This window comes from Moritella sp. 24 (genome assembly GCF_018219155.1).
Lineage (GTDB): Bacteria > Pseudomonadota > Gammaproteobacteria > Enterobacterales > Moritellaceae > Moritella.
The window spans coordinates 3,420,172-3,433,926 of the sequence record NZ_CP056123.1; the positions used below are offsets into that span (position 1 = coordinate 3,420,172).

At 39.3% G+C, this 13,755-nt stretch carries 12 protein-coding genes; 5 read left to right on the forward strand and 7 right to left on the reverse strand.

Annotated elements, in window-relative coordinates:
* Window positions 1-203: 203 nt before the first annotated feature.
* Both ahpC and ahpF read left to right on the forward strand, forming a co-directional pair.
* A complete protein-coding gene (gene ahpC / locus HWV00_RS15150; protein WP_211682611.1) occupies window positions 204-761 on the forward strand; it encodes an alkyl hydroperoxide reductase subunit C in 558 nt (185 codons plus the stop codon).
* Between the two features lie 225 nt (window positions 762-986).
* Window positions 987-2,576, forward strand: coding sequence for an alkyl hydroperoxide reductase subunit F (gene ahpF / locus HWV00_RS15155; RefSeq protein ID WP_211682613.1), 1,590 nt, complete (start codon window positions 987-989; stop codon window positions 2,574-2,576).
* A gap of 361 nt (window positions 2,577-2,937) precedes the next feature.
* On the opposite strand, the gene HWV00_RS15160 is transcribed toward ahpF, so the two are convergent.
* The 7 genes from HWV00_RS15160 to HWV00_RS15190 form a co-directional block, all read right to left on the reverse strand.
* Window positions 2,938-3,297: a hypothetical protein gene (locus tag HWV00_RS15160; RefSeq protein ID WP_211682614.1), complete on the reverse strand. Its 360-nt coding sequence runs from the start codon at window positions 3,295-3,297 to the stop codon at window positions 2,938-2,940.
* Between the two features lie 168 nt (window positions 3,298-3,465).
* Window positions 3,466-4,212, reverse strand: coding sequence for an amino acid ABC transporter ATP-binding protein (locus HWV00_RS15165; RefSeq protein WP_370630463.1), 747 nt, complete (start codon window positions 4,210-4,212; stop codon window positions 3,466-3,468).
* 57 nt (window positions 4,213-4,269) lie between these two features.
* Entirely contained in the window at window positions 4,270-5,349 is a 1,080-nt protein-coding gene (locus tag HWV00_RS15170) for an amino acid ABC transporter permease (protein ID WP_211682616.1), read from the reverse strand.
* Between the two features lies 1 nt (window position 5,350).
* The gene (locus HWV00_RS15175; protein WP_211682618.1) at window positions 5,351-6,535 is read right to left on the reverse strand and encodes an amino acid ABC transporter permease; all 1,185 of its coding nucleotides are present in this window, start codon (window positions 6,533-6,535) and stop codon (window positions 5,351-5,353) included.
* A gap of 101 nt (window positions 6,536-6,636) precedes the next feature.
* Entirely contained in the window at window positions 6,637-7,650 is a 1,014-nt protein-coding gene (locus tag HWV00_RS15180; protein WP_211682620.1) for an amino acid ABC transporter substrate-binding protein, read from the reverse strand.
* 648 nt (window positions 7,651-8,298) lie between these two features.
* Window positions 8,299-8,607, reverse strand: a complete 309-nt coding sequence (locus tag HWV00_RS15185; RefSeq protein WP_211682622.1) for a hypothetical protein — start codon at window positions 8,605-8,607, stop codon at window positions 8,299-8,301.
* A 142-nt stretch (window positions 8,608-8,749) separates the two neighbouring features.
* The gene (locus HWV00_RS15190) at window positions 8,750-9,469 is read right to left on the reverse strand and encodes an SDR family oxidoreductase (RefSeq protein ID WP_211682623.1); all 720 of its coding nucleotides are present in this window, start codon (window positions 9,467-9,469) and stop codon (window positions 8,750-8,752) included.
* Between the two features lie 233 nt (window positions 9,470-9,702).
* Between HWV00_RS15190 and HWV00_RS15195 the strand changes: the two genes are divergently transcribed.
* The 3 genes from HWV00_RS15195 to glpB all read left to right on the forward strand — a co-directional run bounded on the left by HWV00_RS15195 (window position 9,703) and on the right by glpB (window position 13,746).
* Window positions 9,703-10,632, forward strand: a complete 930-nt coding sequence (locus HWV00_RS15195) for a LysR family transcriptional regulator (RefSeq protein ID WP_211682625.1) — start codon at window positions 9,703-9,705, stop codon at window positions 10,630-10,632.
* Between the two features lie 137 nt (window positions 10,633-10,769).
* On the forward strand, window positions 10,770-12,413 hold the full coding sequence (glpA, locus tag HWV00_RS15200) for an anaerobic glycerol-3-phosphate dehydrogenase subunit A (RefSeq protein WP_211682627.1): 1,644 nt from the start codon (window positions 10,770-10,772) through the stop codon (window positions 12,411-12,413).
* Window positions 12,403-13,746, forward strand: coding sequence for a glycerol-3-phosphate dehydrogenase subunit GlpB (gene glpB, locus HWV00_RS15205; RefSeq protein ID WP_211682629.1), 1,344 nt, complete (start codon window positions 12,403-12,405; stop codon window positions 13,744-13,746). Before glpA ends, glpB begins: the two co-directional genes overlap by 11 nt.
* Window positions 13,747-13,755 lie beyond the last annotated feature (9 nt).

Below are 13,755 nucleotides of genomic sequence, written 5' to 3' on the forward strand. Positions count from 1 at the left end.
TCCTTAGTGACTCCATTTTTCAATAAGACTATATCACGCGACATGATAAGCTTCAAAACCAGTGATTGATATAAACTATCAAATACATAGATTCAATTGAATTTACCTATTCATAAAATTACCCCATAATCCTTCTCATGGATTCGCAGCAAGATTGCAGCAAGAATCAAATCAAATAATTAACTCATTAATAGGATAACAACATGATCAACACTCAAATTAAACCATTCAACGCAACTGCTTTCAAACAAGGCGAATTCGTAGAAATTTCAGAAAAAGACGTACATGGTAAATGGGCTGTATTCTTCTTCTACCCAGCTGACTTCACGTTTGTTTGCCCTACTGAACTAGGTGATGTTGCAGACCATTACGAAGAATTACAAAAACGTGGCGTAGAAGTATTCTCAGTATCTACTGACACTCACTTCACTCACAAAGCATGGCACGACAGTTCAGACACTATCGGTAAAATAAACTACTTCATGGTAGGCGACCAATCAGGCAACATCACAAACAACTTCAATGTTATGCGTGAAGGTCAAGGCCTTGCAGACCGTGCAACGTTCCTAGTTGACCCACAAGGTGTTATCCAAGCAATGGAAATCACTGCAGAAGGTATTGGCCGTGACGCTGAAGACTTAATGCGTAAAGTGAAAGCTGCACAATACGTAGCTGCTAACCCAGGTGAAGTTTGCCCAGCTAAATGGAAAGAAGGCGAAGCAACACTAGCGCCTTCACTAGACCTAGTAGGTAAAATCTAATTTAAAGGCCACTTTAAAAACTGATTAACTGAAAATAAGTCGACCTCAGCATGCAGCAATAGCTGAGGTCATTTAAAAATACATTTTCACGAATGCTCTACAAAACAAAAAGTAGAAAGTAGAAAGTAGAAAGTAGAAAGTAAATTTTTAAATTAACCAAATTGCTAATCGCGTTTTAAAAAGCGCACCATATATAGCCATAAGCAGAATTAAAAAGGTGTCACTATGTTAGACCAAAATATGAAAACCCAGTTAAAGGCGTATTTAGAAAATTTAAAGACAGAAGTACAACTTGTACTGAGTCTTGATGACAGTGATACCGCGCAAAAATTACATACGTTAGCCAATGATATTGCGTCACTAAGCGAAAAAGTAATTGTTATTGAAGATCAAAGTGCCAGCGCGCGTAAACCGATTATGCAAGTAGTCAATCCGATCAAACAAACTGCGATTGGTTTTGCTGGTTTACCTATGGGGCATGAATTTACCTCGCTAATATTGGCACTACTGCACAGTGGCGGTCACCCAATGAAGCTCGATGCTAAAGTGATTGAGCAAATGGCTAACCTTGAAGGTGAAATGAACTTTGAAATATTCATTTCATTAAGCTGTCAAAACTGCCCTGATGTTGTACAAGCATTAAATATGATGGCAGCGACTAACCCTAATATTAAAACAACCATGATTGACGGAGCTGCATTCCAAGACGAAGTTGCCGAACGTAATATCATGGCAGTGCCAAGTGTTTACTTAAACGGTGAAGTATTCACCCAAGGTCGTATTTCATTAACTGAAATATTATCGAAAGTGGATACTGGCGCAGCAAAAAAACAAGCTATCGCATTAAATGAAAAAGAACCATACGAAGTGCTTGTCGTAGGTGGTGGTCCAGCGGGCGCATCTGCAGCAATTTATGCCGCACGTAAAGGGATTCGAACAGGTGTTGTTGCCGAACGTTTTGGTGGCCAAGTCATGGATACGATGGCGATTGAAAACTTCATTTCAGTAAAAGAAACCCAAGGACCAAAACTTGCAGCGGCACTTGAAGAACACGTAAAAGAATATGACGTGGATATCATGAATGAACAACGAGCGGCTGCAGTCGTAAGTGCTGAAAAAACTACCGATGGTTATATTCATGTTGAACTCGATAGCGGCGCAATATTAAAAAGCCGCAGTGTGATCTTATCAACGGGCGCACGTTGGAGAGAAATGAATGTACCCGGTGAACAAGAATACCGTAACAAAGGCGTGGCTTACTGCCCGCACTGTGATGGTCCGTTGTTCAAAGGTAAGAAAGTAGCCGTGATCGGTGGCGGTAACTCTGGTATCGAAGCTGCTATCGACTTAGCCGGTATTGTTGAGCATGTGACTGTACTTGAATTTGCAGATACTTTACGTGCCGATCAAGTACTTGTAAATAAAGCCAATAGCATGGCTAATATCACGATAATTAAACAAGCACAAACCACAGAAGTTATCGGTGATGGTACGCGAGTTACAGCACTTAATTATGTTGACCGCGCGACAGGTGATGCAAAACAGCTCGAACTTGCAGGTATCTTTGTACAAATTGGTTTGATGCCAAACAGTGATTTCTTAAAAGACAGTGGTGTTGCTTTATCACCGCGTGGTGAAATTGAAGTGAATGCCAAAGGTGAAACCTCTGTTGCAGGTATATTCGCAGCCGGTGATGTAACAACAGTACCTTATAAGCAAATCATCATTGCCATGGGTGAAGGTTCAAAAGCCAGCTTAAGTGCTTTTGACCACTTAATCCGCACACCAGCACCAGTAGAAGTAAACAACGCGTAACACTAAGTTACCGTGAAAAGATAAAGCGCACACTCGTCCCCACGTGTAAGGCTTATCTGTCTAACCCAGTTATCTAAAAGGTGACTGGGTTTTACTGTATCAATCTACCTGCACATGCTTCATTTAATATTCTTATCCTATTCCTCTAAAAGTATATCTAACATTGCTTGGTGATTATTCAGATAATGTTTAGTGACAGAATATGTATCCGTTTCTTCATAATCAACTTCTACTAAACCACCTTCAAGGTGACTGAAAGTAAATAGTGTTTCAAATCAAATAAGTTCATATTATCCAAATAATTAAATGTTCAAAGCGATGCGCTTATACTTCGGTTTAGCAATTTATTAGGCTTACTCGGCTATGATTTGTCAGAAGAACATTTCAAGTTACTTTCCCAACACACACCACCTTTTTGTTCGCATTTTTCTAACGTTTTGCCTTTTGCTTCCGCTTCTGTTTGACCTGTACCGTATACTCCACCAGCTCTGAGATCTTTAATATAGCAGCCCCATGCGCCACTTTTCGTATCCGCAATCACATCATCTTTATCCGTTTTTTTTGATGATCTAAGGATTAGCACCTCTAATCTTTGTATATCATCCCTGAGCATACGAACTTCTTTTTTAAGTTGATATAACTCTATATCATCATATCTTTCACTTGCACTAGCCTGCCCAAAAGACAATAAAACTACGACTGCCAAAACGAAACGTTTCATTCTTAAATACCATCAATTCAAAAGAAAAGAATTTTAACGTTTTTTTATTTTTCTGGACAGGTTTTATCATTGTTTATTGTACTTTATTATTCAAAACACAAAAAAGCCTTATCCCAATCCCATCGTAATAATGGAATTAGAATAAGGCTTTTTGTAATTGATATTAACTTAGTGCGATAAGATCTGATCTAAGAACAGTTTTAAACGATCTGATTGCGGGTTATCAAAGAACTCATGCGGTTCATTTTCTTCGATAATCTGCCCTGCATCCATAAAGATAACACGATCAGCCACTTTCTTAGCAAAGCCCATTTCGTGAGTTACACAAATCATGGTGATACCTTCATCTGCAAGCTCAACCATTACATCTAGCACTTCTGATACCATCTCAGGATCCAGTGCCGATGTTGGTTCATCAAACAGCATGATCTCCGGATTAATACATAAACAACGCGCAATCGCTACACGCTGTTGCTGACCACCAGAAAGCTGATTTGGGAATTTATGCGCTTGGTCGGCAATCTTCACACGTTCTAGATATTCCATCGCCGTTTTAATTGCTTCATGACGTGGTTTTTTATGTACCCACGTCGGAGCCAATAATAAATTTTCTAATACCGAAAGATGCGGGAACAAATTAAAGTGTTGGAATACCATACCCACTTGCGAGCGAATATGACGCACAACTTTTACGTCCTCAATCAGGTTAGTGCCGTTAATATTAATCGAACCTTCCTGAAATTTTTCAAGATGATTCAAACAACGAATAGTGGTTGATTTACCCGAGCCAGATGGACCACAGATAACGACTTTTTCGCCTTTTTTAATATTTAAGTTAACGTCTTTAAGTACGTGAAAATCACCATACCATTTGTTAACGTCTTGCATACTGATCATATAATCTTGTTCTGACATGATACTTCCTTATACCAATTACCTTACGTAAATGGTCAGTTAAATTTACGGTAATTGTTAGTGATCGGTGTTGTATCTACGTTCTATCACGCGCGAATATTGCGACATGCTGAAGCAGAACACCCAATAAATCAGAGTAACAAACACATAGCCTTCGATTTCAAAACCAAGCCAACTGGTATCACTATTCGTCAGCGTCACCATCGCTAAGATATCGAACAAACCAATGATGAGTACCAAGGTCGTATCTTTAAATAACGAGATGAACGAACCAACCAAATTCGGGATAGAGATCTTTAATGCTTGAGGTAGAATAATCAAAATCATACCTTGCCAATACGTTAAGCCTAATGACTCACTCGCTTCATATTGACCTTTCGGTATAGCTTGTAAACCACCACGAATCACTTCGGCAATATACGCGGCTTGGAATAATGTAATACCAATTAACGCCCGTAATAACTTATCAAACTCGATGCCATCGCTAAAGAATAACGGCAGTACTACCGACGCCATAAATAAGATGGTAATGAGTGGCACACCACGAATAAACTCAATAAAACCAACACATAACGTTTTAACAATTGGCATATTGTCTGACTGACGACCTAACGCTAATAAGATACCAATTGGGAATGATGCAATAATACCAACCGCAGCCACCAAAATAGTCAGCATTAAACCGCCCCATTTTTCAGTGCCTACCACTTCAAGACCGAGTCCACCACGGATCAAGATAAAACATACCACTGGGTACAGCAGCATACTGACAAATTTAATCTTAATACTGCTTAAGCGCGGTATAAAAAACACAAAGATAATACTTAAGATAGCGACTAAATTCGGACGCCAATGCAATGCTTCAGGGTAGAAGCCATACATAAATTGGTCGAACTTCTCGATAATAAATATCCAGCGAGCCCCCTCTTTTACCACTTCTTCTTTAGTACCGCTCCATGTCGCATCGAAGATCATCCAATCGAGTAACGGGGGCACAGTGGTATAGATAAAATAGATACCCAGCAGTGTTAATAGTGTATTAGGAATAGTAGAAAATAAATTCTCTCGTAACCAGAATACCAACCCCTTACTTGTCGAAGGTGCAGGTTTGGCCTCTTTCATCGTATAAACAGCCATATTATCTTCCTTTAATTTCCATTTTTGCATTAACCCAGTTCAGCAGTAGTGAAATAACAATACTGAAAACAAGATACACAGCCATCGTCATAAGAATGATCTCAATAGCCTGCCCTACTTGGTTAAGCGTCGTCCCTGAGAACAAGGTAACAACTTCTGGATAACCGATTGCCGTTGCCAGTGATGAGTTTTTCACTAGATTAAGGTATTGATTAATCACAGGTGGAATAATCACACGTAATGCTTGCGGTAAAACAACTTTACGCAAGATCACATGATCTTTTAAACCTAATGATTTTGCCGCTTCCTTTTGACCTGGGGGTACAGCTTCAATCCCCGCACGCACTGCCTCTGCAATATAAGTCGCGGTATAGATACTCAACGCAAAAATAAGCGCCAGTAACTCAGGAATAATGGTGATGCCACCTTTGAAGTTAAATCCTTTTAAAGCGGGATACTCAGCACTGATCGGTTGACCTGTAATGAAAAAGACCAATAACGGTGCAAGAACGATGATTGCCAACGCGACCTTCACTAATGGAAATTCTTCTCCCGTTAAGTCATGACGTTTAGTTGCCCACTTAGCTAAAAATACAACGCTAATACACGCCAACAAAAATGCGACTAATATAAATCCACTACCCGATTCAAAGATCGGATCGGGCATGATAAAGCCACGGTTATTAATGAAGATAGAATCAAAATAAGAAATACTTTGGCGTGGACTTGGTAGCGCTGCAAGCACCACGTTATACCAAAACAAGATTTGTAATAAAATAGGGATATTACGAAACGTTTCAATGTAAACCAGTGATAGTTTAGCCACTAAATAATTAGATGATAGACGACCAACACCAACCATTAAGCCAATAATAGACGCTAAAACAATACCAATAACACCCACTAAAATCGTATTTAATAAACCAACTATAAATACATCTAAAAAGGTTGAACTTGTATCGTCATAAGGGATTAGCGATTGACTGATACCAAAACCAGCTGTTTCACCTAAGAATGAAAAACCTGTAGTAATACCCCTTTTTGCTACATTATCAAACATGTTGTTAACGAAGTAAAAAATGCATAAAACTACAACAGCCAAAGAAAGCACTTGGAAAATAATCGCACGATTTTGTGGGCTGTTAAATAAACCTTTGGAGGTTGGGGGGAGTTTTGAATTATTCATAACAAAATAAACCTTTTAAAAAAGGGGGCTAAGCCCCCGATATACCAAGGTCACTTCTACATAGCTTACTGAGAATAAGCAGAAGTGACTGAGGTATTAATTTATCGAATTGGCATTGCGTACATTAAACCGCCTTGATTCCATAAATTATTGATACCGCGATCAATATTAAGAGGTGAATTTTTACCTACGTTATTTTCGAACATTTCTTCGTAGTTACCAACTTGCTTAACAATTTGGTAAGCCCAATCAGATTTAAGCCCTAAGTTCTCACCTGCTTTACCAGATACACCAAGTAGACGTTTCACTGATGGGTTAGCTGATTTTAATTGTTTATCAACATTGCTTGCTGTAACACCTAACTCTTCAGCTTCTAATGTTGCAAACATAGTCCAGCGTACTACGTTAAACCACTCATCGTCACCTTGACGAACAACTGGACCCAATGGTTCTTTAGAAATAATCTCTGGAAGTACCATTGCAGAATTAGGGTTATCTAATTTAATTTTCAAACCGTATAACTGCGAAGCATCAGATGTAACAGCGTCACAACGACCTTTTTTGAATGCATCGATTGTTTGACCTGACGTATCAAATGTAACGGCTTTATATTCCATGTTGTTAGACTTGAAGTAATCCGTAAGGTTAAGCTCTGTTGTTGTACCTGCTTGAATACAGAAAGAAGCGCCATCTAATTCTTTTGCTGACGTGACACCAAGATCTTTATTAATTAAGAAACCTTGGCCATCATAGTAGTTAACACCTGCAAAATTTAATCCAAGTGAAGTATCACGTGTTGCAGTCCAAGTCGATGAGCGCGCTAAAACATCAATTTCACCACTTTGTAATGCAGTGAAACGTTCTTTAGCAGTCAGTGGAATAAATTTCACTTTCGATGCATCACCTAATACAGCTGCGGCAACAGAGCGACAAAAGTCAACGTCAATACCCTTCCAAACGCCTTTTGAGTCAGTCGCTGAAAAGCCAGGGATCCCTGTAGAAACACCACAGTTTAATACGCCTTTTTTCGTCACTTGCTCTAATGTAGCAGCATTAACTAAATGCGGTAATGTTGATGCTAGACCTAGTATTAAAGCTATTTTTGTAACCTTCATATTAATTTCCTTGTCTATTCTTATTATTGTAAATGTTGGGTTTGCAGGTTGATTCGCCGTTTAAACAGCGTAATTATTGTTGAGTTGTAAAAACAAAATAATCATAAGGGAATTTTTATACAACATCCACGATGCAACAACTGATTAACAAAAGCATTAACAACTATTTGACATTGCTCACGGTTTTAACATTAAATTAACATGATTATGGCGATTTAAGGTGAATAGTACTTTATGGATATTCACTTTTAGGTTTTTATCCATATTTAATTCCATAATAACAAGCAATATACTTTAAAGAATACCACTGTATTGATATGGTTTTTAATATCACTAACGCAGATAATCAACCAATTTATAAACCATTACAGGTAATCATTTAGTCTATGCATTGCTTTAGCTTACTGATGTATAAACAAACATAAGGATAGATGTTGAAAGGGATTAATGCTTCATGCCAAGTTCGGTTATTAGCACTAATCTCCCATAATGCGATTATCACCTCCTCCGATGAGAGGTGCCTATATTCTGTGGTCAGACTCACACAACCACATTATATTTGAGGAGTAAAAAAGGAAAGCCTAGCTTAGGTGTTAATCAACCACGGCTATTAACAGGTATGTATATATCGAAGGTGTTAGGTAAAAGTTAAATAACTAACTTAAGATAATGTTTACGCCCCAGCGTAGCGAAAATCGTTGAACCAAAAAGAACGAATAGTGGATTATGAGAAAAGGCATTTTTAACGGTGACAGCACCATGGGAAAGATCTTTGGTGTGAATAGGCTGGCTAGAACACCAACTTAACTTTGCTTGTAAGGTTTGCGTATCGTCCGGGACTTCGATAGAAAAACGTTGTCCACGTTTCACATACGTTATAAATTCACCATCGGCATATAATTTATAATCCCGCACAGCATCCAGTAATTGCGTCGGCCTGTATATCCATAATTTCATTTCACATCATCCTTAATGTTACATTTATTGTTGCTTGCTATATTAGCTAAGCAATATAGTAACGAAGCATGAAATAAGTGCTAATTACCAGTTTATTTGTTATCCAACCAATAATGAGCACTTTAACAATACGTATTAAGAATTAAGGTTCTTGACGTGTGCTTGCTAGTACAATTTCACGAATACATACATCTTGTGGTTGTGCGTAAGCAAATTCAATTGAACGTGCAACATCATCAGGTGCAAGAATGTTACCCATTGTTTCTTTCCAAGACTCGTAACCCGCTTTAATTTCTTCTGATGTTGTGTGTGACAACAATTCCGTTTCAACTGCGCCCGGTGCGATAGTGATAACACGTACATCTGACATTGCTACTTCTTCACGTACGTTTTCAGTGATTGCGTGAACAGCAAATTTAGTACCACAATAAGCAGCGTGTGCACCGAATGTTTTACGACCAGCAACAGAACTGATGTTAATAATAGTACCGGTGTTACGTGCTTTCATTGGTGCAAGCACTGCTTGCATACCGTTTAATAATGCAATTACGTTCACGTCGAACATCGTTTTGAATTCTTCAGCAGGTTGCGTATCAATTTGACCTAACAGCATCATGCCAGCGTTGTTCACTAATAAGTCTGCAGGACCGTATAATGCTTCAGCTTTAGCAAGTGCAGCATGGAATTCAGCGTGTACTGTTAAGTCTACTTTTTCACATAAACAATTTGGTAAGTTTAGTGCTTCTAGTTTTTCAACACGACGAGCAACTAATAATAATGGATGACCAGCCGCGCTTAAACGCTTCGCTGTAGCTTCACCAATACCTGAACTTGCACCTGTGATCACGACTAATTTTTTCATTATATACTCTCTATTTTTATCATATGTGATTATATTGATTAATACGTTGTAGCTAATTAACTACAGACTCAGGGCCTTTCAACCTATCTACCATATTTAATATTGGCTGTCCCTGAGTGGATGAAAGAGAGTATATAGAGATGTTCATTGTTGATATATACACAATAAAGAACATAACTGTTATGTATTAAGCTACAATAAGCTAAGTTTGAATTTATCTATATAGGTATAGCATGCAAAATGGTTCTTCTCTTGCCGACATTCGCGCTTTCGTAACGATTGCCCAACAAGGGAGTTTTACTAAAGCAGCTGAAGAATTACAGTCATCACGTGCCCATGTATCTCGCCAACTTGCGCAACTTGAACAGCAACTAGGTGTACAACTCATCATCCGAACCACCCGTGCACAACGTCTTACTCCTATCGGAGAGCAATTTTTCCAGCAATGCCTCACGTCACTGCAAACAATCAATCAAGCCGTGATAGCAGCGAAAGACGACACAGAACAATTACAAGGAAGCATTTGTATAAACTGTGTCGGTGGTGTTATTGGCGAAGATATCTTAGCCAACATTATCAGCGAGTTTAATAAACAATACCCTGATATTGATGTTGAGCTGGACTTTAGCAGCCCACGTGTAGATTTGATTTCAGAAGCATTTGATTTAGTCGTACGCATGGGGAAGTTAGAAGATTCAGGATTAGTGGCTAGGAAGCTCACGAGTATTAAGGTACAGGTATTGGCTAGTCCAAGTTATTTAGCTCAGCATCCTGCCATTAAACACCCTAAAGATCTCGAACAGCATAATTGCTTAACCGGAAGTATTAAACGCTGGCGCTTTCATCAACAGTCAGTGCAACATAACAATGCCCCCATACATGAATTAGAGATAAACGTGAAAGGTAACTTTAGCTGTAAGAGTGGTCGTGCATTAATTAACGCTGCAAAAAATGGTAATGGTATTGTTCGTTTACCCGAACTGTATTGCGAGAGTGAGATTAATGACAATACTTTAGCGCCAGCCCTTATATCAGAGTCAGCGCAAGATCAATGGCACTCGCCTGACGTACCATTGTTCCTACTTTATCACCGTAACCGCTACCAACCCGCACGATTAAAAGTATTGATTGATTTTATTTGTCAGCGATTTAACCAACTATAAAACATCTTTCACGAAAACGAGATGTTCGAATGGTTACAAAAACGCTCATTCGAACATTTATGATTAAGATCAATTTCCCAAAAACTATCTAGTACATAATTGTAAGTAGTTAATTGACCTGCATATATGGATGAATTATGGGAAAGGTAACCCGTTTTAATACAGATGTATTGATTATTGGTGGTGGTGCAACTGGTACAGGTATTATGCGTGATTGCGCATTACGTGGCATAAGTTGCATTCTACTTGATAAGAATGATATCGCTTCTGGTACAACTGGCCGTAATCATGGCTTATTACATTCTGGTGCACGCTACGCAGTCACTGATGCTGAATCCGCACAAGAATGTATACAAGAAAACAAGATCCTCAAACGCATAGCCAGTCACTGTATCGAAGAAACGAGCGGGTTATTTATTACGTTACCAGAAGATGATCTGGATTTTCAAGATACCTTCATTAACGCTTGCGCGCGTGCAGAAATCGGCACAGAAAGATTAACACCACAGCAAGCAATCGAGCTCGAACCAAATGTTAACCGCAGCTTACTCGGCGCAGTAAAAGTCCCCGATGGCACCCTTGACCCTTTCCGTTTATGTGCATCCAATGTATTAGATGCTAAAAATCATGGTGCTAAATTACTCACTTACTCAATGGTCAAATCATTAATTCGTATTGGCGAACGTATCATTGGCGCAAAATGCATTAATACCCGCACCAACGAATCATTTGAAGTGTATGCCCAAGAAACCATTAATGCAGCAGGTATTTGGGGTAAAAACATTTGCCAATATGCAGAATTAAATGTGCAGATGCTACCAGCCAAAGGTTCCCTACTCGTATTCGAACATCGTATTAATGATCTGGTCATTAACCGTTGTCGTAAACCCGCGGATGCCGATATTCTCGTTCCTGGTGATTCGATTTCACTCATCGGTACCACGTCTGAAGAAATTGACTATAAAGATATCGATAAGCTGACAACCAGCGAAAAAGAAGTGAACATCTTAATTGAAGAAGGCGCAAAACTCGCCCCTATATTGGCTCAAACACGAGTGTTACGTGCTTACGCTGGCGTACGACCACTCGTTGATGTAGGTGGCGGAGATGGCCGAAACATTAGTCGTGGGATTGTATTACTCGATCATGAACAGCGAGATGGCTTAACAGGATTTAGTAGTATTCTCGGTGGTAAATTAATGACCAGTCGCCTCATGGCTGAAATGACGACTAATCTTGTCGCCGACAAACTGGGGAATACTAGTGGCTGCTCAACACATTTACAACCCCTCCCCGGCTCTGTTGTTAATAAAGAAAGCAAACCTAAGAAAACAGTATTTACTACCAAAGCAGCAACACACCGTCATGGTGAAAATGCCGTTGCAACATTTGACCAAAGCACAAAAGGAAAATCCATCGTTTGCGAATGTGAAATGGTATCCGTTGGTGAAATTGAGTATGCCATTAAACAATTAGACGTAACCAGTTTAGTCGATTTACGCAGACGAACCCGCCTTGGGATGGGCTCATGCCAAGGCGAATTATGTACTTATCGCGCTTCAAGTTTATTTTGTGATTTTGCAAATTGTACCGGTTATGAATCAAGTAAATTATTAATGCAGTTTTTTGAAGAGCGCTGGAAAGGCATTAAACCCGTGTTATTTGGTGATGCACTACGCGAAGCTGAGTTTACCTACTGGCTTTATGAAGGCCTGTTTGGCGCCACAGATATTAATCAGTTGGGTGAAAAGCAAGAAGATAAGGATTATTATGAAGTTTGATAGCATCATTATTGGCGGTGGTATTGCAGGTTATACTGCAGGATTACGTAGCCTCGAAGCTGGATTAAAAACAGCCATTATTTCAAATGGTCAGAGCGCACTGCACTTTTCATCAGGCTCTATCGACCTGCTTTCACATACACCGACAGGCAAGATGATTCGTAACCCTTCGGCTATTTTTGATAAATTCACCCTCGAATTTCCGGCTCATCCTTATAGTAAGGTCGGTAAAAAAACCGTATTTGAATCGGTTGAATGGTACAAAAACCTATTAACAAGCGCAGGCATACCATTAATACAACAAGATAACGGTGATAATCATTTCCGTATTACCCCGCTTGGTACACTAAAGTCCACATGGTTATCACAGCCTTATATACAGCAATTACCAATGCGACTATCAGAGCATAATGTTAAACGTATTATCGTTGTACAAATTGATGATTTCCGCGATTTCAATGCCAAGATGGTCACTGATAATTTAACTCAGTTACCTGAATTTCAAGGTGTTGATATTAGTCACACCAGTATTTCCATCGATGGATTCTCGGGGCTGAAACGTAATGCTTGCGAACTACGCTCTATTGATATTGCCCGTATCTTAAGTAACGATGATGAAATAAATGCGTTAGCCGTTAAGCTATCAGCCATCGCCACTCCAGATGACATAGTGGTTATGCCAGCAATCACCGGCAATGGCATGGGGCTTTCGGTACTGAATAAGCTACATGCACTCACTCATTTAACCTTTCACGAAGTACCAACCATGCCACCATCAATGCTTGGTATTCGTCTTGAAGAAGCCATGATTGATTTATTTATCAAACGTGGCGGCATGCTATTAAAGGGTGACCAAGTAACCCGTGGTGATATGGCTGAAGATAATGGTCAATTAACACTTAAACGTATTTATACCCGTAACTTAGAAACGATGCCATTAACTGCTGATAACTATATTTTTGCTTCTGGTAGTTTTTTCAATAAAGGGCTGATTGGTCATCACGATAAATTACAAGAACCTATCTTTGATTTAGACATGAATAGCCTTGAGGAGCGTAGTACGTGGTACAACCCACAATTTTTTGCCGCTAACTCACAGCCATTTTTATCACTGGGCATTAAAACAAATCATACATTTAACCCCATGCTAAAAGGCCAAGTAATCAATAACCTATTTTGTGCGGGCTCAAATTTAGGTGGCTATGATCCCATTGCAGAAGGTTGCGGTAGTGGTGTCGCGATCAGCACCGCTTATCACGCTGTAAACCAGTTTTTACAACAACCTGCCGTAAATACGCACGTACAACAAATCACCAGCAACAGCTTGGCATAAGGGGAGAAA